General features: G+C 64.1%; 24 protein-coding genes. 10 read left to right on the top strand and 14 right to left on the bottom strand.

Features of this window, described 5'->3' with window-relative positions:
- Window positions 1-9: 9 nt before the first annotated feature.
- Window positions 10-1,260, bottom strand: coding sequence for a kynureninase (gene kynU / locus FVF58_RS21695; protein WP_149671901.1), 1,251 nt, complete (start codon window positions 1,258-1,260; stop codon window positions 10-12).
- A 57-nt stretch (window positions 1,261-1,317) separates the two neighbouring features.
- Window positions 1,318-1,956 carry an arylformamidase gene (kynB, locus tag FVF58_RS21690; protein ID WP_149671900.1) on the bottom strand — a complete coding sequence of 213 codons (639 nt, stop codon included), beginning with the start codon at window positions 1,954-1,956 and terminating at the stop codon, window positions 1,318-1,320.
- Between the two features lie 130 nt (window positions 1,957-2,086).
- On the opposite strand from kynB, the gene FVF58_RS21685 reads away from it, so the two are divergent.
- Window positions 2,087-2,599: an Lrp/AsnC family transcriptional regulator gene (locus FVF58_RS21685; RefSeq protein ID WP_149671899.1), complete on the top strand. Its 513-nt coding sequence runs from the start codon at window positions 2,087-2,089 to the stop codon at window positions 2,597-2,599.
- 37 nt (window positions 2,600-2,636) lie between these two features.
- On the opposite strand, the gene FVF58_RS21680 is transcribed toward FVF58_RS21685, so the two are convergent.
- Window positions 2,637-3,146 carry a flavin reductase family protein gene (locus FVF58_RS21680; RefSeq protein ID WP_149671898.1) on the bottom strand — a complete coding sequence of 170 codons (510 nt, stop codon included), beginning with the start codon at window positions 3,144-3,146 and terminating at the stop codon, window positions 2,637-2,639.
- 256 nt (window positions 3,147-3,402) lie between these two features.
- Between FVF58_RS21680 and msrA the strand changes: the two genes are divergently transcribed.
- Window positions 3,403-3,951, top strand: coding sequence for a peptide-methionine (S)-S-oxide reductase MsrA (gene msrA / locus FVF58_RS21675; protein WP_149671897.1), 549 nt, complete (start codon window positions 3,403-3,405; stop codon window positions 3,949-3,951).
- Window positions 3,952-4,125: 174 nt separating this feature from the next.
- On the opposite strand, the gene FVF58_RS21670 is transcribed toward msrA, so the two are convergent.
- The 3 genes from FVF58_RS21670 to pdxH form a co-directional block, all read right to left on the bottom strand.
- On the bottom strand, window positions 4,126-5,583 hold the full coding sequence (locus FVF58_RS21670) for a DUF72 domain-containing protein (RefSeq protein WP_149671896.1): 1,458 nt from the start codon (window positions 5,581-5,583) through the stop codon (window positions 4,126-4,128).
- Window positions 5,584-5,654: 71 nt separating this feature from the next.
- Window positions 5,655-6,869 carry an SAM-dependent methyltransferase gene (locus FVF58_RS21665; RefSeq protein ID WP_149671895.1) on the bottom strand — a complete coding sequence of 405 codons (1,215 nt, stop codon included), beginning with the start codon at window positions 6,867-6,869 and terminating at the stop codon, window positions 5,655-5,657.
- A gap of 141 nt (window positions 6,870-7,010) precedes the next feature.
- Window positions 7,011-7,652 carry a pyridoxamine 5'-phosphate oxidase gene (gene pdxH, locus FVF58_RS21660; RefSeq protein WP_149671894.1) on the bottom strand — a complete coding sequence of 214 codons (642 nt, stop codon included), beginning with the start codon at window positions 7,650-7,652 and terminating at the stop codon, window positions 7,011-7,013.
- 221 nt (window positions 7,653-7,873) lie between these two features.
- Here pdxH and tcdA point away from each other — a divergent pair, with 221 nt between their 5' ends.
- Window positions 7,874-8,731 carry a tRNA cyclic N6-threonylcarbamoyladenosine(37) synthase TcdA gene (gene tcdA / locus FVF58_RS21655; protein WP_149671893.1) on the top strand — a complete coding sequence of 286 codons (858 nt, stop codon included), beginning with the start codon at window positions 7,874-7,876 and terminating at the stop codon, window positions 8,729-8,731.
- 144 nt (window positions 8,732-8,875) lie between these two features.
- On the opposite strand, the gene trxA is transcribed toward tcdA, so the two are convergent.
- Together trxA and FVF58_RS21645 are read right to left on the bottom strand one after the other, a co-directional pair.
- Entirely contained in the window at window positions 8,876-9,724 is an 849-nt protein-coding gene (gene trxA / locus FVF58_RS21650) for a thioredoxin (RefSeq protein ID WP_149671892.1), read from the bottom strand.
- A 98-nt stretch (window positions 9,725-9,822) separates the two neighbouring features.
- The gene (locus FVF58_RS21645) at window positions 9,823-10,698 is read right to left on the bottom strand and encodes a pirin family protein (RefSeq protein WP_149671891.1); all 876 of its coding nucleotides are present in this window, start codon (window positions 10,696-10,698) and stop codon (window positions 9,823-9,825) included.
- Between the two features lie 175 nt (window positions 10,699-10,873).
- Between FVF58_RS21645 and FVF58_RS21640 the strand changes: the two genes are divergently transcribed.
- Window positions 10,874-11,755, top strand: coding sequence for an EamA family transporter (locus FVF58_RS21640; protein ID WP_149671890.1), 882 nt, complete (start codon window positions 10,874-10,876; stop codon window positions 11,753-11,755).
- Window positions 11,756-11,848: 93 nt separating this feature from the next.
- On the opposite strand, the gene FVF58_RS21635 is transcribed toward FVF58_RS21640, so the two are convergent.
- Window positions 11,849-13,453 carry an N-acetylmuramoyl-L-alanine amidase gene (locus FVF58_RS21635; protein ID WP_149671889.1) on the bottom strand — a complete coding sequence of 535 codons (1,605 nt, stop codon included), beginning with the start codon at window positions 13,451-13,453 and terminating at the stop codon, window positions 11,849-11,851.
- Window positions 13,435-13,992 (bottom strand): tRNA (adenosine(37)-N6)-threonylcarbamoyltransferase complex ATPase subunit type 1 TsaE, encoded by a 558-nt coding sequence (gene tsaE, locus FVF58_RS21630; RefSeq protein ID WP_149671888.1) that lies wholly within the window; start codon window positions 13,990-13,992, stop codon window positions 13,435-13,437. The genes FVF58_RS21635 and tsaE overlap by 19 nt, the downstream gene beginning before the upstream one ends.
- Window positions 13,993-14,009: 17 nt before the next feature.
- Here tsaE and queG point away from each other — a divergent pair, with 17 nt between their 5' ends.
- The 3 genes from queG to xerD all read left to right on the top strand — a co-directional run bounded on the left by queG (window position 14,010) and on the right by xerD (window position 16,793).
- On the top strand, window positions 14,010-15,248 hold the full coding sequence (gene queG / locus FVF58_RS21625; protein WP_149671887.1) for a tRNA epoxyqueuosine(34) reductase QueG: 1,239 nt from the start codon (window positions 14,010-14,012) through the stop codon (window positions 15,246-15,248).
- Between the two features lie 133 nt (window positions 15,249-15,381).
- Window positions 15,382-15,852, top strand: coding sequence for a methylated-DNA--[protein]-cysteine S-methyltransferase (locus FVF58_RS21620; protein WP_149671886.1), 471 nt, complete (start codon window positions 15,382-15,384; stop codon window positions 15,850-15,852).
- Window positions 15,849-16,793 carry a site-specific tyrosine recombinase XerD gene (xerD, locus tag FVF58_RS21615; RefSeq protein ID WP_149671885.1) on the top strand — a complete coding sequence of 315 codons (945 nt, stop codon included), beginning with the start codon at window positions 15,849-15,851 and terminating at the stop codon, window positions 16,791-16,793. Before FVF58_RS21620 ends, xerD begins: the two co-directional genes overlap by 4 nt.
- A 42-nt stretch (window positions 16,794-16,835) precedes the next feature.
- Here xerD and FVF58_RS21610 read toward each other — a convergent pair whose 3' ends face one another.
- Window positions 16,836-18,398 (bottom strand): class I adenylate-forming enzyme family protein, encoded by a 1,563-nt coding sequence (locus FVF58_RS21610; RefSeq protein ID WP_149671884.1) that lies wholly within the window; start codon window positions 18,396-18,398, stop codon window positions 16,836-16,838.
- Between the two features lie 140 nt (window positions 18,399-18,538).
- Between FVF58_RS21610 and ybaK the strand changes: the two genes are divergently transcribed.
- Together ybaK and plsY are read left to right on the top strand one after the other, a co-directional pair.
- Window positions 18,539-19,030, top strand: a complete 492-nt coding sequence (gene ybaK / locus FVF58_RS21605; protein WP_149671883.1) for a Cys-tRNA(Pro) deacylase — start codon at window positions 18,539-18,541, stop codon at window positions 19,028-19,030.
- A 137-nt stretch (window positions 19,031-19,167) separates the two neighbouring features.
- Window positions 19,168-19,803, top strand: a complete 636-nt coding sequence (plsY, locus tag FVF58_RS21600) for a glycerol-3-phosphate 1-O-acyltransferase PlsY (RefSeq protein ID WP_149671882.1) — start codon at window positions 19,168-19,170, stop codon at window positions 19,801-19,803.
- A 335-nt stretch (window positions 19,804-20,138) separates the two neighbouring features.
- Here plsY and FVF58_RS21595 read toward each other — a convergent pair whose 3' ends face one another.
- On the bottom strand, window positions 20,139-20,624 hold the full coding sequence (locus FVF58_RS21595) for a YajQ family cyclic di-GMP-binding protein (protein WP_007180572.1): 486 nt from the start codon (window positions 20,622-20,624) through the stop codon (window positions 20,139-20,141).
- A gap of 192 nt (window positions 20,625-20,816) precedes the next feature.
- Here FVF58_RS21595 and murB point away from each other — a divergent pair, with 192 nt between their 5' ends.
- A complete protein-coding gene (murB, locus tag FVF58_RS21590) occupies window positions 20,817-21,866 on the top strand; it encodes a UDP-N-acetylmuramate dehydrogenase (protein ID WP_149671881.1) in 1,050 nt (349 codons plus the stop codon).
- Between the two features lie 176 nt (window positions 21,867-22,042).
- Here the strand turns inward: murB and FVF58_RS21585 are convergent, their stop codons facing one another.
- Complete coding sequence (locus tag FVF58_RS21585) at window positions 22,043-23,269, bottom strand: argininosuccinate synthase (protein ID WP_149671880.1); 1,227 nt, start codon at window positions 23,267-23,269, stop codon at window positions 22,043-22,045.
- Window positions 23,270-23,507: 238 nt separating this feature from the next.
- The gene (gene argF / locus FVF58_RS21580; RefSeq protein ID WP_149671879.1) at window positions 23,508-24,437 is read right to left on the bottom strand and encodes an ornithine carbamoyltransferase; all 930 of its coding nucleotides are present in this window, start codon (window positions 24,435-24,437) and stop codon (window positions 23,508-23,510) included.
- Between the last annotated feature and the right edge of the window lie 81 nt (window positions 24,438-24,518).

Genomic DNA, 24,518 nt, shown 5'->3' with positions numbered 1-24,518 from the left:
GCGCGCTCCTCAGGTCACAGCGCCGCGAGCGGCGAATTCAGGTGCCCGCCAGGTCTCTTGCGTAAGCACTTCGCGCAAGGTTTCGACGGCGTCCCATACATCGACAAAGCGCGTATAGAGCGGCGTAAAGCCGAAGCGCAACACATGCGGCTCACGGTAGTCGCCGATTACGCCGCGCGCGATCAGCGCTTGCATCACCTCATAGCCATGCGGATGTTCGAAGCTCGCATGCGAGCCGCGTTGCGCATGCTCACGCGGCGTCACGAGCGTGAGCGGAAACTCGCCGCAACGTGCTTCGACCAGTTCGATGAACAGATCGGTCAGCGCGAGCGACTTCTTGCGGACCGCCTGCATGTCGGTTTGCAGAAACACGTCGAGCCCGCATTCGACCAGCGCCATCGACACCATCGGTTGCGTGCCGCACAGGAAGCGGCCAATGCCGTTATCCGGCTGATACGCCGGGTCCATCTCGAACGGCGCGCGATGACCCCACCAGCCGGACAGCGGCTGCGCAAATTCGTTCTGATGGCGCTTGGGCACCCACACGAACGCGGGCGAACCAGGACCGCCGTTCAGATACTTGTACGTGCAGCCGACCGCGTAGTCCGCGCCCACGCCGTTCAGGTCGACCGGCACCGCGCCCGCCGAATGCGCGAGATCCCACAGCGCGAGTGCGCCCTTGTCGTGGATCAGCTTCGTCAGTGCGGCCATGTCGTGCATATAGCCGGTGCGGTAGTTCACGTGCGTGATCATCGCGATGGCGGTGTCGTCGCCGATCGCCGCGGGCAGCTCGGACGGATCGTCGACGAGGCGTAGTTCATAGCCGCGGTCGAGTTGCTCGATCAGGCCTTGCGCGATATAGAGATCGCTCGGGAAGTTCGAACGCTCGGAAACGATCACGCGACGCTTCGGATCGCGCGCCTGCGCGACCCGCACCGCGGCGGACAGCAGCTTGAACAGGTTGATCGAAATCGTATCGGTGACGACCACTTCGTCGTCGGCCGCGCCGATCAACGGCGCGAGCTTGTTGCCGAGACGGCGCGGCAGTGCGAACCAGCCGGCGTTGTTCCAGCTGCGGATCAGGCCTTCGCCCCATTCGGCGGCGATCACGGTCTGCGCGCGTTGCGCGGCGGCGGCCGGCGGCACTCCGAGCGAATTGCCGTCGAGATAGATGGTGGTCGGCGACAGCGCGAACTGGTCGCGCAGCGTCGCGATCGGGTCGGCGCTGTCGAGCGCCAATGCTTCGTCACGGTGATTCATAGTGGTTCCGTCGGTTGGATCAGTAAGGTTCGGCGAGGCGGCCGGGTTCGGCGCGGCTCAGCGCGTTTCGGTCAGCGCGCGCAACACCGCGCGCACCGGACTCGCGTCGAGCGTGGTCAGCTTGAGCGGCAGCGCGATCAGTTCGTAGTCGCCGGGAGCGACGGCATCCAGCACGATGCCTTCGAGAATCGCCATCCGATGCGCGCGAATCCGGCGGTGAGCGTCCATCGTTTTCGATTCCTGCGGGTCGAGCGACGGCGTGTCGATGCCGATCAGCTGCACGCCTCGCGACGCGAGCAGATCGATGGTGTCCGGCGCGACCGCGCAGAACGCGCTGTCCCAGGCGGTCGTCGGCGCGTTTTTGTAAGTGCGCAGTAAGACTCGCGGCGGCAGGTCGTCGAGCGAGCCGGTCAAGTGTTGTGGCGTCACAACAGGCGACGCGCCGATGCAATGAATCACCCGGCATCGCCCCAGGTAGGCGTCGAGCGGCACCTCGCCGATCGCCGCGCCCTCGGGGTCGTAGTGCAACGGGGCGTCGGTATGCGCGCCGGTGTGCGGCGACAGCGTCAGCCGCGCGACGTTGACTGGCGAGCCCGCTTCCATGCGCCACATGCGTTCGATGCCGACCGGCGTGTCGCCGGGCCAGACGGGCGTCGCGGTACTGACGGCGGGGGTGATGTCCCAGAGTGTTTGCATGTCTCCATCGATGAATTGTGGCTATGCGGGAATGATAGGCGGCCTGCTGCAAAATGTGATTGCGAAAAAATCACCTTCCGCCCGCTGTCTTGGAACATAATTTGAGTCAAACGGGAAAGGGAGACCGAATATGAACGCGATCTCGCTCGACGCCACCGATTGCCGTATCTTGACGGTGCTCCAGCAAGAAGGACGAATCAGCAATCTCGATCTCGCGGAGCGCATTTCGCTCTCGCCGTCGGCTTGCTTGCGGCGTTTGCGTCTGCTGGAAGAGCAGGGTGTCATCGAACATTACCGCGCGTGTCTGAATCGCGAAGTGCTGGGTTTCGAACTGGAGGCGTTCGTCCAGGTGTCCATGCGCAACGACCAGGAGAACTGGCACGAGCGTTTCGCGGACGCGGTGCGCGACTGGCCGGAAGTGGTTGGGGCGTTCGTCGTGACCGGCGAGACCCATTATCTGCTGCGGGTTCTCGCGCATAACCTCAAGCACTATTCGGATTTCGTGCTGCAGCGTCTGTATAAGGCGCCGGGCGTGATGGATATTCGCTCGAATATCGTGCTGCAGACGCTGAAGGAAGATTCGGGCGTGCCGGTCTCGCTAGTGAAGAAAACCGGGCACGGTGCGGCGCATAACGACCGCTGAAGGGAGTGGTCGGCAGCGCCGAAGCGCGGCCGACCGTTCACAGAGGCTTGAGCCCGTGAAACTGCCCGTTCTGGAACACCAGCGGAGATATTTCCGCCACATTTTCATGCACGCCGCAGCGTTCCACTTCGCCGACGAAAATCACGTGATCGCCTTCCTGGTAGCGGCTGCGGTTATGGCATTCGAACCACGCGAGCGCGCCGTCGAGCACCGGCATGCCGGTATCGCCCTGCGCGTGCGACACCCCTTCGAACCGGTTGCCCTTCACGGTCGCGAAGCGTTTGCATAGATCGAGTTGCGAGGCGGCCAGCACGTTGACCACATAGTGGCTGTTGGCCTGGAACACCGGCATCGACGCCGAGCGGGTGGCAAGGCTCCATAACACCAGCGGCGGATCGAGCGACACTGAATTGAATGAACTGGCCGTGATGCCGATCAATTGGCCCGACTCTGCTCGCGTTGTAATGACGGTGACGCCGGTGGCGAATTGGCTGAGCGCCTGTTTGAAGGCGCTCTGGTCGAAATTGGGCGGGCTGGCGCGCTTCATCGGGAGGCGGCTCCTCGCGTTAGCGGGGCCGAAGCCGGACAGAACCCATCGCTCGCATGCTCGGAAACAAATGATTCGAAAGTCATAGTGAAAATCGTCGATTTGTCCCAATTTTAACTGCAATCGCGGCGCACTGGCCGCGACCCCAGCCGGTCAGCGGAAAAACCGCTAAGCTGGCAAGTCCCGTTCGTGGCACGAGCGTTGCGGCGATGCAAGACCGGCATAGGCCGACCATCAGCATGAAGGAGCGAGCAGCATGAGTCAGACAGGCGAAGTCGCCACCCTGGGTGGCGGGTGTTTCTGGTGCCTCGAAGCGGTGTATCTGGGCGTCGACGGCGTGAACGCGGTGGAGTCGGGCTATGCGGGCGGCCAGACCCGTAATCCGACCTACGAGCAGGTGTGCGACGGCGAAACCGGCCACGCCGAAGTGGTGAAGGTCGACTTCGATCCGGCGAAGATCAGCTATCGCGAGATTCTCGATATTTTCTTCGCGATCCACGATCCGACGCAGCTCAACCGGCAGGGCAACGACGTCGGCACGCAGTACCGGTCGGTCATCTTCACGCATTCGGATGCGCAGCGCGAGACGGCACTGCAGGCGATCCGCGAGATCGGCGAACAGGGGATATACGACGGGCAGATCGTCACCCAGGTGCTGCCGCTCGACGGCAACTACTGGTCTGCCGAGGCTTATCACCAGAACTATTTTGCGCAGCATCCGAATCAAGGGTACTGCTCGTTCGTGGTGGCACCGAAAGTGGCGAAGTTTCGTCAGAAGTTCGCGCACAGGATCAAGGCGGGCTGAGGCGGGGCCGGGCGGGCTGCTCGATGCCGGGCCTTGCGCTCGGGGCCGGGCAGCCGTTCACGCTCGCTACGGCGCTTCGCGGTCTGCGTTCAATGCGCGCTCGCAGCGCATGCAAGGAGGGCTCCGCAAATGAGCCTTGCCTGACCTGTTGCCGTGCCGCCCGACCTGCCGCACCTAGGAAGCCGGTGCGTCGCGGGATTCGCCGTCTCCTGCCTGCTGTTCCCCATCGTCCGATGGCGGCGCTTCGTCCTCATGTTCCCGGTCGTGAGCCTGACGCGCATACGCATCGATAATCTCGCGCGCCAGTTCCACACAGCTTAACGGCGCCGACCCTTCCGCCTTGTTGTTGATCGCGATCACCACCGGCTGGCCGGCCAGCGCGTAGCGCGCGGCCAGCTCGGCGAGCGACGCGCGAGTCGCGGGGTCCTGATCGACCAACTGGTTGAACGGCTCGTACTTCGCCTTCGCCTGTTCGTATTTGAAGCCGCCATGCAGACTCCAGCGCACGATCAGCGGTCCGGCCGGCTCGCCGTCCAGCAGCGCCAGCGCGGCGGCCTGGCGCAGCGGGTCCGGCATCCGCGCGTGAATGCCCACGCAATAGCGCACGCCCGCCGTTTTCAACGTGCGGATGAAGCGCGGCGTGAGCAGACTCGCATCGCGGATTTCGATCGCGTAGCAGGTGCCGTGCGGCAGCTTCGGCAAGGCCATCAGGAATTCGGCCAGGCGTTCGATGAACGCCGCCGGCTGCGCGAGCATCTGATCCGGCAGCGGCGAAAGCTGGAACACCAGCGCGCCGGCTTTCGCGCCGAGTCCTTCGAGGCAGGGCGTGACGAATTCGTCGATCGCCATTTGCGCGTTCAGGAAACACGGGTTCAGCGCGACCGGTTCGCCGTGTCCGGCGCGCACGGTGGCGTCGGTGACCGTCATCGGCGCCTTGACGATGAAGCGGAAATGCTCGGGGACCTGCTGCGCGTAGCGCAGGTAATCGGTGACGGGCAGCGCCTGATAGAACGACCGGTCGATGCTGACCGTCTTGAGCAGCGGATGCGCGCTGTACGCCGTGAGGCCGTCGCGCGAGAGTTTGCTGTTGCTGTATTCGTCGCCATAGACGATGCCATTCCAGCCCGGAAAAGACCAGGTCGACGTGCCGAGGTGGATTTGCGGCGCGAGTTCTGCAGCGAGCGCGAGCAGTTCGGGCGATGGCGGAGCGGCGAGGATTTCGCGGGCGCGGCGTTTTTTCGGCGCATCTGCGGGGATTGGGGTGGCGCTCGGAGCAGATTGCGGCGCGGCGCTGTCGAGGGCCTCTTCGTCCAAGTCCTGCCAGAGCGACGCGGCGGCGCCGGCCTCATGGGCCGTGGTGCGCGCCTGACGCCGGCGCTCGGGTGGCGGCGCAGCTCCAGTTGGTGCGGTCGCGGCAGATGGTTCGGCGTCGAACCGGGAAACATCGGCAGACGACGCGCGCCGCGATTTTCCGCCGTGAGCATTCGCCTGCGCCGACGCGTTCGCCAATGAAGGCGCCTGCTCCACCGGCATCCCGAACAGATCGAACTGCGCGGCTTCGCCGCCGCCGTCATCGCCGTCGTTCGCGCCGCTTGCCGGCTGCTCAACTTCGCTTGTCCTGCTCTGGTCCATCAATGTCCGGCCTGCTGTTCAAAGTTGCGCCGCGCCCGCCCGCTCATGCACGGCGCCGCGGTGCAACCGTCTTACAGCGGCTTTTCGTACATGTAGCCGCGCGACCACGGCAAGGTTTTCGCGCTGCGGCCGGCTTTGCGGCACACCACCTGGTAGATCGACACGTCGTCGGTTTCGAACGCGTACGCGCAGCCGGCGAGGTACACGCGCCAGATGCGGAATTTTTCGTCGTCGACCAGCTTGCGGGCTTCGTCCGCATGCGCTTCGAAATTTTCAGCCCATAGGTTCAGCGTGTGCGCATAGTGACGGCGCAGGCTTTCGACGTCAACCGCTTCGAGTCCGCCGCGCTGCATCGCTTCGAGCGCGAGGCTGATGTGCGGCAATTCGCCGTCCGGAAACACATAGCGGTCGATGAATTCGCCGCCGCCGAGCGCGGTCTCGCCGCTGTCCGAATCGCTCGACGTGATGCCGTGATTCATCGCGACGCCGTCGTCGGCCAGCAACTCGTGGATCTTCTGGAAGTAGCCCGGCAGATTCTTGCGGCCGACGTGCTCGAACATGCCGACGCTGGTAATGCGATCGAATTGCCCTGTGATGTCGCGATAATCCTGCAGGCGAATTTCAATCTGTCCTTCCAGACCCGCCGCTTTCACACGTGAAGTGGCGAGATCGAACTGGTTCTGCGAGAGCGTCACGCCGACGCATCTCGCACCGAATTTCTGCGCTGCGCGCAGCACGAGCGCGCCCCAGCCGCAGCCGATGTCGAGCAGACGCTGCCCCGGCTGCAACTGGATTTTGGTGAGGATGTGGTCGATCTTCTTGATTTGCGCGGTGGCGAGATCTTCGTTGCCGTTCTCGAAGTACGCACACGAGTAGACCATGTTCTCGTCGAGCCACAGCTTGTAGAACTCGTTCGAGACGTCGTAGTGGTACTGGATCGCCTTCTTGTCCGACGCCTTCGAGTGATGGAAGTAACGTCGCACGCGCGCCAGCTTGCTTGCGCTGGTCACGGTGTTGCGCGCCAGCTGATAGCTGACATTGATGATGTCCGACAGCTTGCCTTCGATGTCGATCTTGCCCTTCACATAGGCCTCGCCGAGATTGTCGAGGCTCGGTTCGAGCAGATAGGGCAGCGCCGTGGCGCTTTTCACATGCAGCGTGACCTGCGGGGCGGCGAACTGCCCGAAGTCATGTTGCTGGCCATCCCACAGCACAAGGCGTGCTGGCAGGTTAGCCCTGATTTTTACATCTTCTACCCATTGCGCTAGCTTCTTCTCCCAGAACATGTGATCTCTCCGTGTCCGTTGAATTAAAGCAAAGCCTGTGTCGATCGTGGCTCGGCGCGGCGCAACTCCCATGCCGCGAGACGCGATCAGGCCGGCGCGCACTGCTGCGTTGGCGGCGCACTGCCGGCGTTCAATTCCGATTCAAGGCGATAGGCGGGAGATATGCCAGTCGCCAGTTTCGCTTGCGCGAGTGTAGAGCAGGCGGTCGTGCAGACGCGACGGCCGGCCCTGCCAGAATTCGATTGCTTCGGGCACCAAACGATAACCGCCCCAATGCGGTGGGCGCGGCGGTTGGTCGCCGTATTGCAGGCGGATTTCGCGTTCGCGCGTTTCGAGCTGCGAACGGCTTTCAATTACCCGACTCTGATTCGATGCCCACGCGCCGATGCGCGAATCGAGCGGACGCGACGCGAAATACGCATCGCTTTCCGCCGCGCTGGTTTTGACGATGCGGCCTTCCACGCGTACCTGGCGTTCCAGTTCGATCCAGTAGAACAACAGGCTCCCGTAAGGATTGGCGGCGAGTTCGCGGCCCTTGCGGCTCTCGTAATTGGTGAAGAACACGAAGCCGCGTTCGTCGACGCCCTTGATCAGCACGATGCGCGCAGACGGCCGGCCGCGCGAGTCGACGGTGGCTAGCGTCATCGTATTCGGTTCGGGCAGTTTGGCGTTCACAGCCTGTTGAAACCACGTGTCGAATTGACGAATCGGATCGCGATCGACATCGGCAACGTCCAAAGAACCCAGCGAATAGTTTTTTCGAAGTTCGGCGAGTGAAGTCATGTTCTTATGCGAACGCTACAGTCAGGCAAGTATAGCTAAGGAGTCGGATTTTTGCGCGCGACCAGCGCAAGGTCGCGCACAGTGCGTATTGCGTGATGCAGCGGCATGAGCCGCGACGCGTTCAGGCAAAATACGGGCTGAGTATGTCTGAACCGCCCGCACCCGTCCGAGCCGGGCGGCGCCACTTTCTGTCTTGCCTGCTTTTAACGAGCCCTGCCACCATGTCCAGCACCACCGCGCAATCCGATCTTACTACCAGCCTCGACGGGAGTGAAACCGCCGACCGCGCGCGGCGCTTCGGTGGCATCGCGCGTCTGTACGGCGCGCCGGCGCTCGCCGCGTTCGAAGGCGCGCACGTCGCGGTGATAGGCATCGGCGGAGTGGGGTCATGGGTGGCCGAGGCGCTCGCGCGCAGCGCGCTCGGCACGCTGACGCTGATCGATCTCGACAACGTCGCCGAGAGCAACACTAACCGGCAGATCCATGCGCTCGACGGCAACTACGGAAAACCGAAAGTCGAAGCGATGGCCGAGCGCATCGCGGCGATCAATCCATTCTGCGACGTGCGGCTGATCGAAGACTTCGTCGAGCCGGACAACTTCGCGGCGACACTTGGCGGCGGTTTCGATTACGTGATCGATGCGATCGACAGCGTGCGCACCAAGACCGCGCTGATCGCCTGGTGCGTCGAGCGCAAGCAGCCGTTGATCACGGTGGGCGGCGCGGGCGGCCAGCTCGACCCGACGCGCATTCGCATCGACGATCTCGCGTTGACGATCCAGGACCCGCTGCTGTCGAAAGTGCGCGGCCAGTTGCGCAAGCAGCATGGTTTTCCGCGCGGGCCCAAGGCGAAGTTCAAGGTGAGTGCGGTGTACTCGGACGAGCCGCTGATCTACCCGGAAGCCGCCGTTTGCGATATCGACGAAGAAGCCGAGCACGTGAGCACGTCGCCGGGTCATACGGGGCCGGTTGGTTTGAACTGCGCGGGGTTTGGTTCGAGCGTATGTGTGACCGCGAGCTTCGGCTTTGCGGCGGCCGCGCATGTGTTGCGGGCGTTGGCGAAACAGGCGACGGTTTGAAGCGATGAGCGCCGCCGACAATGCGCGGCGCGTCTACGGCATAGCGCGAGGATTGCGCGGCGCGGGTTGGCACACGCTGGCGCAGTGCCGCGCATTCAGGCGCGGTGGCCGCACCGGCCGCGACCGCGCCTGAACCGCTTTGGATCAGAACAACGACGCGCTCAGCTTGCGCCGCCACTGCGATACCAGCTCCGGCTGATGCGCGGCCAGATCGAACACCGACAGCATCGTCTTGCGGCCGATGTCATCACGGAACGAGCGGTCGCGCTGCACGATCGCCAGCAGATGTTCGAGCGCTTGCGCATATTTGCGACGCGCGATCAGCGCGCTGGCCAGATCGAAGCGCGCTTCGAGATCGTCCGGCGCGGCGGCGACTTTGGCTTCGAGGGCATCCGTCGGCGGCAGATCCGCGGCGGCATCCACCGCGTCGAGCCGCGTCTTGATCGCATTGAAGCGCGCGTCGATGCCTTGGGTCGTTTTCGGCGACAGCAGGTCGACTTCATTGCGCGCTTCGTCGATGCGGTGGTCTTCCAGCAGCAGTTCGATGCGGTCCATGCGCGCTTCGTCGAAGCCCGGGTCGTAGGCGAGCGCGGCTTGCAGCGCTTCGTACGCATCGTCGCGACGGCCTTCGGCCAACGCGGTCTGCGCGTCGAGCCGCGCCGCGTCCGCGCCTTCCGGCAAGAGCCGCTCGATGAACTCGCGCAGTTGTCCCTCAGGCAACACGCCGATGAACTGATCGACCGGCTGGCCGTCGGCGAACGCGACGACGTGCGGAATGCTGCGCACCTGGAAGTGCGCGGCCAGTTCCTGATTCTCGTCCACGTTGACCTTTACCAGCTTCCATTTGCCGGCCGCTTCGGCTTCGAGCTTTTCCAGCATCGGGCCGAGGCTCTTGCAGGGGCCGCACCACGGCGCCCAGAAATCGACCAGCACGGGGGCCAGTGTCGACGCCGTGATGACGTCCTGTTCAAAAGTGGCCAGAGTGGTGTCCATTGTGTCCTCGTCGATAAAACGGTTTGCCGTTAGGTGGGGCCGAACCGCGGACATTCAATGCGGCGCACACGCCGTTGCTTATTTGCGCTCATTTGCGCTTATTTACGCTCCGGCAGCGGAATCCACTCGGTTTCACCCGGCACCTTGCCCATCTCCTGATTCGTCCACGCGATTTTCGCGGCCTCGATCTTCTCGCGCGAACTAGCGACGAAATTCCACTCGATAAAACGCTCGCCGTCCAGCTTTTCGCCGCCAAGCAACATCACGCGCGCGCCGTGCGTGCTGGCGAGCGTGACCGTTTCGTCGAGCGCGAGCACGGCCATCTGGCCGACTTCGAGCGGTGCGCCGTCGATCTCCAGATCGCCGTCAACCAGGTAGACGCCGCGTTCCTCGTGTTCCGGTTCGAGTGCGAAGGCGCTGCCCGGCGCGAATTCGGCGGCAACGTACAGCGTGCCGGAGAAGGTCGCAACCGGCGACACCGCGCCGAACGCCGTGCCCGCGATCACGCGCAGCTTGACGCCGTTGCGCTCGACGACCGGCAGCGTGTCGGCCGCGTGATGCGCGAACGACGGTTCGATCTCTTCGTCCGCGAGCGGCAGCGCGACCCAGGTCTGGATGCCGTGAATGGTCTGGCCGCTCGCGCGGTCTTCGGCTGGCGTGCGCTCGGAGTGGACGATGCCGCGTCCGGCCGTCATCCAGTTGACGTCGCCGGGGACGATCTTCTGCTCCGAGCCGAGGCTGTCGCGATGCATGATCGCCCCTTCGAACAGATAGGTCACGGTGGCGAGGCCGATGTGCGGATGCGGCCGCACGTCGAGACCGACGCCGGGTTCGAGCGTCGCGGGGCCCATATGATCGAAGAAGATGAACGGGCCGATCAGGCGGGCCGCCATGGCGGGCAGCACGCGCCGCACGGTCAGACTGCCGACGTCGCGCAGATGCGGTTTAAGGACGGCTTTGATCGAGGAAGTCATGGGCGGCTCGGCTGGAAGGGTGAGGGAAGTTCGTGGTCAATGGACGATTCTACTGCGCAGCGCGTGATGTCGACGGCTCGCTGCACGCCGGCGCCTTGCAACTGCGCCGCGCGCGATCACGTCGGGCGGCCGGCTCCGCTAAACTGCCTGATCGGACAATCAATTGGAGACAGGGATGTCGCCCAGGGATTTGCTGCTCGCGCTGGTGGTGGTCGTCGCGTGGGGCGTCAATTTCGTCGTGATCAAGGTGGGTCTGCATGGCGTGCCGCCGATGTTGCTCGGCGCATTGCGCTTCACGCTCGCCGCGGTGCCGGCGGTGTTTTTCGTCAAGCGCCCGAATTTGCCGTGGCGCTGGCTGTTCGCGTACGGCGCGACGATCTCGTTCGGTCAGTTCGCGTTTCTGTTCTCGGCGATGTACGTCGGCATGCCGGCGGGGCTTGCTTCGCTGGTGCTGCAGGCGCAGGCGTTTTTCACGCTGATGTTCGCGGCGCTTTTTCTGCATGAGCGCTTTCGCTTGCCGAACATCGCGGGTTTGCTGATCGCGGCGGGCGGGCTCGCGGTGATCGGCCTGCAAGGCGGCCACTCGATGACGGTCGTCGGCTTTGCGCTCACGCTGTGCGCCGCATGCATGTGGGCGCTCGGCAATATCGTCACGAAGAAAGTCGGCAACGTCGATCTCGTCGGGCTGGTGGTGTGGGGCAGCTTGATTCCGCCGCTGCCGTTTTTTGCGGCGTCGTATCTGTTCGAAGGGCCGCAGCGGATCGTGGCCGCGCTGTCGGGTATCAGCGCGATGTCGATCTTCGCGATCGTGTATCTCGCGTTGATCGCGACGTTGATCGGCTACGGCTTGTGGAGCCGTTTGCTGTCGCGCTATCCGGCGAGCCAGGTCGCGCCGTTTTCGTTGCTGGTGCCGATCGTCGGGCTCGCGTCCGCGTCGCTCTTTCTCGGTGAGCAGTTGACCATGGTGCAGATCGTCGGTGCGATGCTCGTGATGGCGGGGCTTGCGGTGAACGTGTTCGGCGGCTGGGTCGTGCAGCGGTTCACGGTGGCGCGCTGAACACCGGCCATGCGAACACGCGTTTCATGCAGAAACGGCCGCATCGAGCGGCCGTTTCTGCATTGCATCGCTACGCCGTTGCTCGCGAATGCATCACGTCATGCGGTTTTTCGCCAGCGGCGGATTCGCCGCGAAATAGCGCTTGATGCCGTTCATGATCGCGTCGGCCATCTTGTCGCGATACGCGTCGTCGTTCAGACGGCGCTCCTCATCCGGGTTGCTGATGAACGCGGTCTCCACGAGGATCGACGGAATGTCCGGCGCCTTCAGCACCGCGAAACCCGCCTGTTCGACCGAGCCCTTGTGCAGCTTGTTAATCCCGCCGATTTCCTTCAGCACGAAGTTGCCGTAGCGCATCGAGTCGCGAATCTGCGCGGTGGTCGACATATCGAACAGCGCGCGATTCACGGTGGCGTCGGCGGACTTGATGTTGATCCCGCCGATCTGATCCGACGAGTTTTCCTTGTTCGCCATCCAGCGCGCCGCCGCGCTCGACGCGCCGTGGTCCGATAACGCGAACACCGACGAGCCTTTCGCCTCCGGCGTGGTGAACGCGTCCGCGTGGATCGACACGAACAGGTCCGCGCCGACGCGGCGCGCCTTCTGCACGCGCACGTTCAGTGGCACGAAGAAGTCGGCGTCGCGCGTCATCATTGCGCGCATGTTCGCCTGCGCGTCGATCTTCGCGCGCAGCTTCTTCGCGATGTCGAGTGCGACGTGCTTCTCGTAGGTGCCCGAGCCGCCGATCGCGCCCGGGTCCTCGCCGCCGTGGCCCGGATCGATGGCGACGGTCAGCAGACGCACCGTGTTGCTCTTGCTGGATTTGGGCGTGCTGAACGCGTAGGTGTCGTCGCCGCCTGCGTCGTCGCTGTCCTGATTGCGCACGCTGTTGTTACCGCTGTTATTGCTACTGTTGCCACCTTTGTTGCGCGCGAGCGCGGTGGGCGGCGCGAGCGGCGCAGCCGGCGTGGCCGGCTTGCCGGCGATGATGGGCGCGCCGGGCGTGGGCGTGACATGCGCCGGCGCACGCGGCGCAGTGTTGCTGCCGCCGCCGCCATTCTGCGCATAGCGCTCGAAGAACGCTTCGCTATTGTCGGCAGTCGGCGGCGTCGTACCCGGCCCGCTCAGCGTAGCGGGCGGCACGCTGTTTTCTTCGTTCAGCGTTTGCTGCTTGTGCTCCGTTTGCGCGAGGAGATCCATCAGCGGATCAGGGGCGACTGCCGGATACAGGTCGAACACCAGCCGGTACTTGTAAGCGCCGACCGGCGGCAGCGTGAACACCTGCGGTTTCACCGAACCCTTCAGGTCGAACACCATGCGCACCACGTGCGGCTGATATTGCCCGACTCGCACCGACGAAATCTGCGGATCGTTCGGCGTGATCTTCGACACGAGATCCTTCAGCGCCTGATCCAGATCGAGCCCGCTCAGGTCGACCACCAGCCGGTCCGGTCCCTGCAGCAGCTGCTGCGCGTTCTGCAACGGCTGATCGGATTCGATCGTCACACGCGTGTAGTCGCGCGCCGGCCACACCCGCACGCCGAGCACCGAGCTGGCCATCGCGAGACGCGGTGCGACGAGACCGAGCACGAGCGTGGAGGCGCCCGCCCGCAGAATCTGCCGGCGCCGCCAGTTATGCGTTGCGGTGGCCGCCGATTCGATCGAGCGGAACGGTTTGATCAACATCTTTCGAGACATGCCTTTCCTGATTCGCTGTATGCCCGTGCGACGAGTACGCGGCCGTTGCCCTCGCTGTCCAGGTCGAGCGAGAAGACGAGATCCGGCACGCCGAGCAGACGCCCCGCGCGCTGCGGCCATTCGACGAGGCAGATCGCGCCGCTGTCGAAGTATTCGCGAAAGCCCGCGTCGGCCCATTCGGCCGGATCGGTGAATCTGTACAGATCGAAGTGATAGAGGGCGAGTTCCCCTGCGGGCCGCTCGAGCACATAAGGTTCGACCAGCGTGTAAGTGGGACTGCGCACGCGGCCGCTATGGCCGAGGCCGCGCAAGGTGGCGCGCACGAGCGTGGTCTTGCCCGCGCCGAGGTCGCCGACGAGTTGTACCTGCAGTCCGTGGAAGGCGTTGCCGCTGGCGGCGATTGCTTCGCGCACGCTTTCGATCGCCTGCGCGAAACGCTTGCCGAATGCGAGCGTAGCGGCTTCGTCCGCGAGCGCAAAAGTGCGTTCGAGCAGGACGGCGGCGGGCGATTGAATCGCGTGATCGGGATTGACAGGCATTCTCGTAAAATGGCGTGATGAACCGAAGTCCGAAGTCCCCTGTTTCCAGCACGCCCGCGTCTGTCGACGCCGTGCGTGCCGAGCGTCATTTCGATGAAGCGGCGCTGGATGCGCTCGCGCTGAACATCAAAACCTGGGGCCGTGAACTGGGTTTCGGAGCGATCGGCATTAGCGACACCGATCTCTCCGCGGCCGAAGCGCCGCTTGCAGCGTGGCTGGAGGCGGGGTGCCACGGCGAGATGGATTATATGGCGAAACACGGGATGAAACGCGCGCGGCCGGCCGAGCTTGTGGCCGGCACGCTACGCGTGATCACTGCGCGCATGGCCTATTTGCCATTCGAAACACTGAGCGGTGGCGCCAATCAAAGCACGACTCAGGATGGCCCGCTCGCGCGCGAGTGGCGCGCAGCCGAGCATGCGCGGCTCGCGGACCCGTCGGCGGCGGTCGTGTCGATCTATGCGCGCGGCCGCGACTATCACAAGGTGATGCGTAACCGTTTGCAACATCTGGCTGAAAGAATCGAAGCCGAGATCGGTCCGTTCGGCCATCGCGTATTTACCGATTCGGCGCCGGTGCTGGAAGTAGAACTTGCGCAGAAGGCGGGCATCGGCTGGCGCGGCAAGCATACGCTGCTGCTGCAACGCGATGCGGGCTCGCTGTTTTTCCTCGGCGAAATCTATGTCGACGTGCCGCTGCCGACCGACGCTGAAACCTTGCCCGACGTGGCGCCCGAAACGCCGGGCTCGCATTGCGGCAGTTGCACGCGCTGCATCGATGCGTGTCCGACTGGGGCGATCGTCGCGCCTTACAAGGTCGATGCGCGGCTGTGTATCTCGTATCTCACGATCGAACTGAAAGGCAGTATTCCCCTGGAAATGCGGCCGCTGATCGGCAATCGTGTGTATGGCTGCGACGACTGCCAGCTTGCGTGCCCATGGAACAAGTTCGCGCAGGCCGCACCGGTCGCCGATTTCGATGTGCGGCATGGACTCGATCGCGCGTCGCTGGTCGAGTTGTTTGCGTGGAGCGCGGACGAGTTCGACACGCGCATGCAGGGCAGTGCGATTCGCCGCATCGGCTATGAGAGCTGGCTGCGCAATCTCGCGGTGGGGATGGGCAACGCGCTGCGCGCTGCGTCGGACAGCTTGAGCGCCGACGCTCGCGAGGCGATCGTGCGCGCGTTGCGGCAGCGCGCCGACGACCCGTCCGCCGTGGTCCGCGAGCATGTGGAATGGGCGTTGGAAGCGGCGTAGAGTAGCGGCAATCCGGCGCGCTGTGAGTGTTGAAAGCGGTTTGTGCGGCGCAGTTTGCGTGCAACGTCGGCGCCCGCCTGCAAGTGCGCGAGGTTGCAAACCGGCACACCGCATCAGTGAGGAGCAGGCAATCATGTTCAACGCAGTGATCGATGCGCCGTTCGGCAAGGTCGGCATTCGTGTCGCCGGCGCGGCCGTGCGCGAGATCGTCTATCTGCCGGACTCGGTGCAAAGCGTCGCACCCGACACGCCGTTGGCGCGCCAGGCCGTCGAGCAGATCGAGCGCTATTTCGAGTGCGCGTCCGCGAAGTTCGAGTTGCCGCTGGCGCCGGTTGGCACCGCGTTTCAGCGACGCGTCTGGCAGGCGCTGCGCGAGATTCCGCCCGGCGTCGTGCTGACCTACGGGCAGTTGGCGAAGCAGTTGGGCAGCGTGCCGCGCGCGGTCGGCCAGGCCTGCGGCGCGAATGACTTTCCGATTGTGATTCCGTGTCACCGGGTGGTGAGTTCGAGCGGCATCGGCGGGTTCGCGCATCACGCCGAAGAGGGCTTTTTCCGCAACGTCAAGCGCTGGCTGCTGGCGCATGAAGGCATTCCGTACGCATGAGCGATATCACTGCTGACGGCGCGAGCGTCGCGTCGTTTTCATCACCCGAGTTCGTGACGAGCCAGGCGTCGATCGACGCGTTCTGCGACGCGCTGTGGCTCGAACATGGGCTGTCGCGCAACACGCTCGACGCGTATCGCCGCGATCTGCGGCTGTTCTGCGAATGGCTCGCGGCGAGGCGCAACGCGTCGCTCGACAGCGCCAGCGAGGCCGATCTCAACGCCTATAGTGCCGCGCGCCACAAAGACAAATCGACCTCGGCGAACCGGCGGCTCTCGGTGTTTCGTCGCTATTACGCGTGGGCGGTGCGCGAGCATCGGGCAACGGTCGACCCGACACTGCGCATCCGCTCGGCCAAGCAGCCGCCGCGTTTTCCGTCGACGCTCAGCGAAGCGCAAGTCGAAGCGCTGCTCGGCGCACCCGACATCGACGCGCCGCTGGGTCTGCGCGATCGCACGATGCTGGAGCTGATGTACGCAAGCGGTTTGCGCGTGACCGAACTCGTCACGCTGAAGACGGTGGAAGTGGGGCTGAACGACGGCGTCGTGCGGGTGATGGGCAAGGGCTCGAAAGAGCGGCTGATTCCGTTCGGCGAAGAGGCGCACGGGTGGATCGAACGCTATCTGCGCGAAGCGCGGCCGGCGCTGCTCGGCGCGCGGGCGGCGGATGCGCTATTCGTGACGAGCCGCGCGGAAGGCATGACGCGCCAGCAGTTCTGGAACATCATCAAGCGACACGCGGCGGCGGCCGGCGTGCATGCGCCGTTGTCGCCGCATACGTTGCGGCACGCGTTCGCCACGCATCTGCTCAATCACGGCGCCGACTTGCGCGTGGTGCAACTGCTGCTCGGCCACACCGATATTTCGACCACGCAGATCTACACGCACGTGGCCCGCGAACGTTTGAAGTCGCTGCATGCGGTGCACCATCCGCGCGGGTAAGGCACGCCTGGCTTGGGCTCGTGCGTGCCCGTTGTATCGAGGTCAGATGAACTCGCGCAACCGGTGCTTGAGAATCTTGCCGGTCGACGCAGCCGGCAGCGCGGCGAGCACCTTCAATTCAGCGGGCCGCTTGTACGGCGCGAGACGCTCGCCGCACCACGCGATCAATTCAGCGGGCGTCACGTTCGCCCCCGCGATCAATTCGACGAACGCGATCACTTCCTCGTTGCCCTCGACCGCGCGTCCGATCACCGCCGACTGCACGACCTGCGGATGCGCGTTCAGCACATGTTCGACCTCGGCCGGATAGACGTTGAACCCCGAGCGGATGATCAACTCCTTGCTGCGCCCGACGATATGCAACGCACCGTCCGCGTCCTGCCGCGCGAGATCGCCGGTCTTGAGCCAGCCGTCTTCGGTCACGGCCGCGCGGGTTTGCTCCGGACTGCGGTAGTAGCCGAGCATCACGTTCGGGCCGCGCACCCATAGCTCGCCGATTTCGCCCGGCGCGGCAGCCACGCCGTCGAGTCCGACGAACTTCACATCGACGCCCGGAATGACCTCGCCGACCGAGCAGTCGTTGCGCGGCGCGTCGAGCATCGTATGCGACACGGTCGGACTGCTCTCGGTCATGCCGTAGCCGTTGTGCAGCGGTAGACCGTAGACGGCTTCGACCTGCGCTTTCAGCGCGGCGTCGAGCGGCGAGCCGCCCGAATAAGCGAAGCGAAGATGCGGCGCGGACCACGACAGCCCCTGCGTCTGCAGATATTCGAGCAGTTTGGCGTGCATGGCCGGCACGCCCTGGAAGATCGACACGCGTTCGTCGGCGAGCGCGCGGTGCACGGCTTGCGGCGCGAAGCGCGGCGCGAGCCGCAAGGTCGCGCCTGCGTGCAGGCTGCCCAGACATACCGAAGCGAAGCCGTACACGTGCGAGATCGGCAGCACCGCATACACGACGTCGTCGGGTCCGACCTTGCGCAGGCGGCTGGAGACCGCCGCGATGTACAGCAGATTGCGATGCGACAGCATCACGCCTTTCGGTGCGCCGGTGGTGCCGGTGGTGTAAATCAGCGCGGCGCATTGACGGTCATTCGCGACTTCGACCGGTTCAGCTTGCACCGCGCTGTCCACCGTGTACGACCATGCACCGATGTCCGGCGTGATGGACGGCGCGTCCATCGCCTGATGGCGCTCGGCATGCTGCCGCGCATCGATGGAGCTTTCCACTGCATACGCGACCACGCGAGGCTGCGCATGGGTGCGAATCGAGTCGAGTTCAGCCGCGGACAACCGTGCATTCGACACCAGCGCCCATGCATCGAGCCGCGCGGCCGCGAACAGCAGCACGATCTGCGCGATGCTGTTCTCCGCGACGATCATCACGCGATCACCGCCGCGCACCCCCCATTCGCGCAACAGCGCGGTGACGGCGTCGACGGCTTGCAGCAATTGCGCGCTGGTCAGGCGGCGCGCATCCTCGATCAACGCAATGTGCTGCGGATCGCGTGCGGCGGCGAGCGCCGGAATCTCGGCGATGCGCGCGGGCAGCGCGGCCAGCAGGGCGGGAATGTCGAGCGCGGAACGGATGGATGAAACGGGATTCAACGCTGTCTCCTGAAAACGATTCGGTGCGCGGCGTGCGGTGCGCCGCAAGATTTTCGAACGATCGTGCCACAAGCGCCGGACCCGCACAATTGGCCATTCGGCAAATAGCCGTGGTGCAAACTCGCCATTACAATGCGCCGATGAGCAAATCCAGACACGTCTCCGAAACGCCCGCCACGCAATTTCTGCGCCGTCATGGCGTCACGTTCGGCGAGCATCCTTACGACTACGTCGAGCATGGTGGCACCGGCGAGTCGGCGCGCCAGCTCGGCGTGGACGAACATCATGTCGTGAAGACACTCGTGATGGAAGACGAACATGCAAAGCCGCTGATCGTGCTGATGCACGGCGACCGCACCGTCAGCACCAAGAACCTCGCACGGCAGATCGGCGCGAAGCGCGTCGAGCCGTGCAAGCCCGAGGTGGCGAACCGGCATTCCGGCTACCTGATCGGCGGCACGTCGCCGTTCGGCACGCGCAAGCAGATGCCGGTCTATGTCGAGTCGACCATTCTCGAGATGGATCAGATCTGGCTGAACGGCGGCCGGCGCGGCTTTCTGGTCAGCATCGAGCCGAAGGTGTTGACCGAACTGCTGGCGGCGAAGGCAGTGCAGTGCGCGAGCGTCGATTGACGTTTGCGCGAATGTTTTCCGGGCGGGCGCGTTCGGTAGAATGTGCGCCGCCTTGTTTCGAGTTGCATGCCCTGTTGTGTTCCCTGTTGCGGTTGGGGTGTCAAGTTTCAGACCGCGGTTCCTTATAAGAGTCCCAGATGCAAAACCTGATCGCTGCTGTCGTTGCCTATCTGATCGGTTCGGTGTCGTTCGCCGTGATCGTGAGCGCCGCGATGGGCCTCGACGACCCGCGCTCGTACGGCTCGGGCAACCCGGGCGCCACCAACGTGCTGCGCAGCGGCAGCAAGAAGGCGGCGATTCTCACGCTGATCGGCGACGCCCTCAAAGGCTGGTTGCCGGTATGGTTCGTCGTGCATTTCGGCGCGCGTTACGGGCTCGACGACACGTCGGTGGCGATTGTGTCGGTCGCCGTGTTTCTCGGCCACCTGTATCCGGTTTTCTTCCGTTTCAAGGGCGGTAAGGGCGTCGCGACCGCGGCGGGCGTGTTGCTCGCGATCAATCCGACCCTCGGTGTCGCGACCCTGCTGACCTGGCTGATCGTCGCGTTCTTCACGCGTTATTCGTCGCTGGCGGCGTTGGCTGCGGCGGTGTTCGCGCCGCTCTTCTATGCGTTCCTGTTTGGGCCACGTGTTATCGCGCTCGCGATCGTCGTGATGAGTTCGCTGCTGGTGTGGCGTCATCGCGGCAACATCGCGAAGCTGATGCGCGGGCAGGAGAGCCGGATCGGGGATAAGAAGAAGGCGGCCAGTCCGACGGCGGGAAACGATCTTTGAGGTTTTGGGGCTTGGAGCTTTTTGAAGCTTGAGACTTTGGGCTTTTGAAGCGCGGCGTGCCGGGGATCGGCGAGGCGGGCTCCATGCGAATGCGGTTTGCTCGCATCGGTCGCAAGTGCTGCACAGGCGGCGCGCCGGAATACGAGAGTCAGATCCGCAACGGTGAGGCGCCATCAGGGCGGCTCGCCGGCAAGCAGGAGCTGCTTCCTCGGCGGCGCGCCGGCAACGTGAGACCGGCGCAGGTTACTAGCAAGCCTCGCACGGGCCTCGGCGTGTTTTAACACTTGCGCTGCTGCCCGTTTGCTCGGGCGCGCATCTACGCGGCGCCCCTGGCCTCAGTCGCGGAAGTTGTTGAAGTCGAGCGGCGTATCGGTCACGTCCTTGCGCAGCATCGCGATCACGCTTTGCAGATCGTCGCGCTTGCCGCCGGTGATGCGCACAGCGTCGCCCTGAATGCTGGCCTGGACCTTGATCTTGCTGTCCTTCACGAGGCGCACGATTTTCTTCGACAGGTCGCCGGACACGCCCTTCTTGATCTTGATGACCTGCTTGACCTTGTCGCCGCCGATCTTCTCGATCTTGCCGTAGTCGAGAAAGCGCACGTCCACGTTGCGTTTGGCCATTTTCGACAGCAGCACGTCTTTCACCTGGCCGAGCTTGAAGTCGTCGTCGGCGTAAGCGGTGATTTCGTTTTCCTTATGTTCGACGCGCGCGTCCGACCCTTTGAAGTCGAAGCGCGTGGAAATTTCCTTGTTGGACTGCTCGATCGCGTTCTTGACTTCGATCATGTTCGCTTCGCAGACGACGTCAAACGATGGCATTGCATTCTCCCAATAGTGCTGCGGTGCGTGACGCGGCCGGGCGGCTGCGCACGGGGCACTCGCTATAATCACGGACCGGACGTCATTTTACCGACGCCGCCCCCTTTTGCCCAAGGCCGCCGCGCATTGTCGCGCGGCCCGGGTTCGATCTGGTCGTATTCCTTCATTCGCCGTTTCATTGTTCTGATTCCGATGTCCCAATCCGATTCCGCCGCGTTCATTGCCGGCTATCCGCTGAAGGCGCACAACACTTTCGGCTTCGATGTGCGTGCGCAGTTTGCATGCCGGATCGAGCGCGAAGAGCAATTGATGGCCGCGGTACGCGATTCGCGCGCGGCCGGGCTGCCGCGTCTCGTGCTGGGCGGCGGCAGCAATGTCGTGCTGAGCGGCGATTTCGCCGGGCTGGTGTTGCTGGTGGCGTTGCGGGGCCGCCGGCTGGTGCGCGAGGACGACGACGCATGGTACGTCGAAGCGGCCGGCGGCGAACCGTGGCACGAGTTTGTCGCCTGGACGTTGTCGCAAGGGCTGCCCGGCCTGGAGAACCTCGCGCTGATTCCAGGCACGGTGGGAGCCGCGCCGATCCAGAACATCGGCGCGTATGGGCTGGAAATGTGCGAGCGGTTTGCGTCGCTGCGCGCGGTGGAGCTGGCGACGGGCGAGGTGGTCGAACTCGACGCGCAGGCTTGCCGCTTCGGCTATCGCGACAGTTTCTTCAAGCGGGAAGGGCGTGACCGTTTCGTGATCACGTCGGTGACGTTCCGTTTGCCGAAGGTTTGGCAACCGCGCGCCGCTTATGCGGATCTGGCGCGTGAGCTGGCCGCTGCCGGCTATGCCGATCAGGCCGGCAAGCCGCCAACCGCGCAGGCCATCTTCGATGCAGTGGTGGCGGTGCGGCGCGCGAAGCTGCCCGACCCGCTGCAACTCGGCAACGCCGGGAGCTTCTTCAAGAATCCGGTGGTCGACGCGGCGCAGTTCGATGCGTTAAAGCACAAGGAGCCGGATGTCGTGTCCTACCTTCAGCCGGATGGCAGGGTGAAGCTGGCCGCGGGCTGGCTGATCGATCGGTGCGGCTGGAAGGGCCGGACGATGGGCGCGGCGGGCGTGCACGAGAGGCAGGCGCTGGTGCTGGTGAATCGCGGCGGAGCGAGCGGCGCGGAGGTGTTGGCGCTTGCCGGGGCAATCCGGCGCGACGTGTCGGAGCGATTCGGCGTGGAGTTGGAGGCGGAGCCGGTTTGTTTGTGAGCGCGGTTAATCGCGCTGGACGAGCGGCTTGAGGAAGTGGGACGCTGCAATTGAAAAAAGGCGCCGGGAGAATACTCCCGGCGCCTTTTTATCGTCTGCGTTTTGGCTCAGGCCGCGGGTTGCGGCGCCTGACTTCGCTTATGCGAAGTCAGCCTTCACCGGCACGGCACGCGCTATCAGCCGCGCTGACGGCGAGCGTTCTCCGCAATCCGCATACGCAGCGCGTTCAGCTTGATGAACCCGCCGGCGTCGGCCTGGTTGTACGCGCCGCCGTCGTCGTCGAACGTGGCGATGGTCTTGTCGAACAGCGTTTCCTTCGAATCGCGCGCGACCACCGAGACGCTGCCCTTGTACAGCTTCACACGCACCCAGCCGTTGACTTTCTCCTGCGTGTGGTCGATCAGCACCTGGATCGCGCGGCGCTCCGGGCTCCACCAGTAGCCGTTGTAAATCAGCGACGCGTAACGGGCCATCAGGTCGTCTTTCAGATGAGCCACTTCACGGTCGAGCGTGATCGACTCGATGCCACGGTGCGCCTTGAGCATGATCGTGCCGCCCGGCGTTTCATAGCAGCCGCGCGACTTCATGCCGACATAACGGTTTTCCACCAGATCCAGACGGCCGATGCCGTGCTTGCCGCCCAGGCGGTTCAGTTCGGTCAGCATTTCCGCCGCCGACAGACGCTTGCCGTTGATCGCGACCGGATCGCCGTGCTCGTACTCGATGTCGAGGTATTCAGCCTGATCCGGTGCCTCTTCGGGCGACACGGTCCAGCGCCACATATCGGCTTCGGCTTCCGCCTTCGGATCTTCCAGGTGACGACCTTCGAACGAAATATGCAGCAGGTTCGCGTCCATCGAATACGGCGCGCCACCTTGCTTGTGCTTCATTTCGATCGGAATACCGGCTTTTTCCGCGTACGCGAGCAGCTTTTCGCGCGACAGCAGATCCCACTCGCGCCACGGTGCGATCACCTTGATGCCAGGCTCCAGCGCGTAGTAGCCGAGTTCGAAGCGAACCTGGTCGTTGCCCTTGCCGGTGGCGCCGTGCGACACAGCTTGCGCGCCGGTGGCGCGGGCGATCTCGATCTGACGCTTGGCGATCAGCGGACGCGCGATCGACGTGCCCAGCAGGTACTCGCCTTCATAGATCGTGTTGGCGCGAAACATTGGGAACACGAAATCGCGCACGAATTCTTCGCGCAGGTCTTCGATGAAGATGTTTTCCTGCTTGATGCCGAGTTGCAGGGCTTTCTTGCGCGCCGGCTCCAGCTCCTCGCCCTGGCCGATGTCGGCCGTGAACGTGACGACTTCGGCGTCGTAATTGTCCTGCAACCACTTCAGGATGACGGAGGTGTCGAGGCCGCCCGAATAGGCGAGCACGACTTTCTTGATATCGCTCATGGTGAACTCGTAGCTGGAAAAAGCGGGAAAACAACGCGCACCGGCGGTTCCGGCGCGCGGAAAGGCACTATTTTGACACTAAACCGCCGGGTGCCCGCGTTTTTGGGGCAGCTGGGCGATGCAGCCGGGTCCGCTTCGCAGCAGTGGACCCCGGCTCGGTGCGCGGCGCCGACGTGGATGACCGGCCTCGTATTCAAGGCCCCACCGCGCTTCACGCAGATGCTGGAGAGGGGCTCGCTCAGTGATTCAGCTTGCCCAGCAGCAGGTATTCCAGCAGCGCCTTTTGCACGTGCAGACGGTTTTCCGCTTCGTCCCACACGACGCTTTGCGGCCCGTCGATCACTTCCGCGCTGACTTCCTCGCCACGGTGGGCGGGCAGGCAGTGCATGAAGAGCGCATCCGGATTGGCGCGCGCCATCATTTCGGCGTCGACGCACCAGTCCGCGAAGGCTTTCTTGCGCGCTTCGTTTTCGGCCTCGAAGCCCATGCTGGTCCACACGTCGGTGGTGACGAGGTCGGCGCCCGCGCAGGCCTCGTTCGGGTCGTCGAATTCCTCGTAGAACGGCGCGCTTTCGGCGGCGACCATCGCGCGGTCGAGCTTGTAGCCCGGCGGCGTGGACAGGCGCAGCTTGAAGCCGAGAATGTGCGCAGCTTCGATCCACGTGTACAGCATGTTGTTCGCGTCGCCGACCCACGCGACCGTCTTGCCGCGAATCGGACCGCGATGCTCGAAGTACGTGAAGATGTCGGCCAGCACCTGGCAGGGGTGGTATTCGTTGGTCAGCCCGTTGATCACCGGCACGCGCGAATTCTCGGCGAAACGCTCGATGATGTCCTGGCCGAACGTGCGGATCATGATGATGTCGACCATGCGCGAGATCACCTGCGCGGCGTCTTCGATCGGTTCGCCGCGGCCAAGCTGCGTGTCGCGCGTGTTCATGAAGACCGCGTGGCCGCCCAGCTGGAAGATGCCGGCTTCGAACGACAGGCGCGTACGCGTCGAATTCTTTTCGAAGATCATCGCCAGCGTGCGATCGTGCAGCGGATGGTAGGTCTCGTAGTTCTTGAACTTGCGCTTCAGAATGCGCGCGCGTTCCAGCACGTACTCGTAGTCGTCCAGCGAGAAATCCTTGAACTGCAGGTAGTGGCGAATTTTCTTGGCGGTCATGAAACAAATACGGCGGTCTCACCCGGCAGGATTGCCGGACGGCGCCGCCGTCGTTTGTGGTGGAGGGTAGCCCCCCTTCCT

It is taken from the genome of Paraburkholderia panacisoli (assembly GCF_008369935.1).
In the GTDB taxonomy this organism is placed as follows: Bacteria; Pseudomonadota; Gammaproteobacteria; order Burkholderiales; family Burkholderiaceae; genus Paraburkholderia; species Paraburkholderia panacisoli.
This window is presented reverse-complemented; position numbering and strand designations above follow the sequence as displayed.

Bases quoted from the DNA above. Each gene is read 5' to 3' on its own strand.
- kynU (WP_149671901.1), bottom strand. From the start codon at position 1,260: ATGAATCACCGTGACGAAGCATTGGCGCTCGACAGCGCCGACCCGATC.
- kynB (WP_149671900.1), bottom strand. From the start codon at position 1,956: ATGCAAACACTCTGGGACATCACCCCCGCCGTCAGTACCGCGACGCCC.
- FVF58_RS21685 (WP_149671899.1), top strand. From the start codon at position 2,087: ATGAACGCGATCTCGCTCGACGCCACCGATTGCCGTATCTTGACGGTG.
- FVF58_RS21680 (WP_149671898.1), bottom strand. From the start codon at position 3,146: ATGAAGCGCGCCAGCCCGCCCAATTTCGACCAGAGCGCCTTCAAACAG.
- msrA (WP_149671897.1), top strand. From the start codon at position 3,403: ATGAGTCAGACAGGCGAAGTCGCCACCCTGGGTGGCGGGTGTTTCTGG.
- FVF58_RS21670 (WP_149671896.1), bottom strand. From the start codon at position 5,583: ATGGACCAGAGCAGGACAAGCGAAGTTGAGCAGCCGGCAAGCGGCGCG.
- FVF58_RS21665 (WP_149671895.1), bottom strand. From the start codon at position 6,869: ATGTTCTGGGAGAAGAAGCTAGCGCAATGGGTAGAAGATGTAAAAATC.
- pdxH (WP_149671894.1), bottom strand. From the start codon at position 7,652: ATGACTTCACTCGCCGAACTTCGAAAAAACTATTCGCTGGGTTCTTTG.
- tcdA (WP_149671893.1), top strand. From the start codon at position 7,874: ATGTCCAGCACCACCGCGCAATCCGATCTTACTACCAGCCTCGACGGG.
- trxA (WP_149671892.1), bottom strand. From the start codon at position 9,724: ATGGACACCACTCTGGCCACTTTTGAACAGGACGTCATCACGGCGTCG.
- FVF58_RS21645 (WP_149671891.1), bottom strand. From the start codon at position 10,698: ATGACTTCCTCGATCAAAGCCGTCCTTAAACCGCATCTGCGCGACGTC.
- FVF58_RS21640 (WP_149671890.1), top strand. From the start codon at position 10,874: ATGTCGCCCAGGGATTTGCTGCTCGCGCTGGTGGTGGTCGTCGCGTGG.
- FVF58_RS21635 (WP_149671889.1), bottom strand. From the start codon at position 13,453: ATGTCTCGAAAGATGTTGATCAAACCGTTCCGCTCGATCGAATCGGCG.
- tsaE (WP_149671888.1), bottom strand. From the start codon at position 13,992: ATGCCTGTCAATCCCGATCACGCGATTCAATCGCCCGCCGCCGTCCTG.
- queG (WP_149671887.1), top strand. From the start codon at position 14,010: ATGAACCGAAGTCCGAAGTCCCCTGTTTCCAGCACGCCCGCGTCTGTC.
- FVF58_RS21620 (WP_149671886.1), top strand. From the start codon at position 15,382: ATGTTCAACGCAGTGATCGATGCGCCGTTCGGCAAGGTCGGCATTCGT.
- xerD (WP_149671885.1), top strand. From the start codon at position 15,849: ATGAGCGATATCACTGCTGACGGCGCGAGCGTCGCGTCGTTTTCATCA.
- ybaK (WP_149671883.1), top strand. From the start codon at position 18,539: ATGAGCAAATCCAGACACGTCTCCGAAACGCCCGCCACGCAATTTCTG.
- plsY (WP_149671882.1), top strand. From the start codon at position 19,168: ATGCAAAACCTGATCGCTGCTGTCGTTGCCTATCTGATCGGTTCGGTG.
- FVF58_RS21595 (WP_007180572.1), bottom strand. From the start codon at position 20,624: ATGCCATCGTTTGACGTCGTCTGCGAAGCGAACATGATCGAAGTCAAG.
- murB (WP_149671881.1), top strand. From the start codon at position 20,817: ATGTCCCAATCCGATTCCGCCGCGTTCATTGCCGGCTATCCGCTGAAG.
- FVF58_RS21585 (WP_149671880.1), bottom strand. From the start codon at position 23,269: ATGAGCGATATCAAGAAAGTCGTGCTCGCCTATTCGGGCGGCCTCGAC.
- argF (WP_149671879.1), bottom strand. From the start codon at position 24,437: ATGACCGCCAAGAAAATTCGCCACTACCTGCAGTTCAAGGATTTCTCG.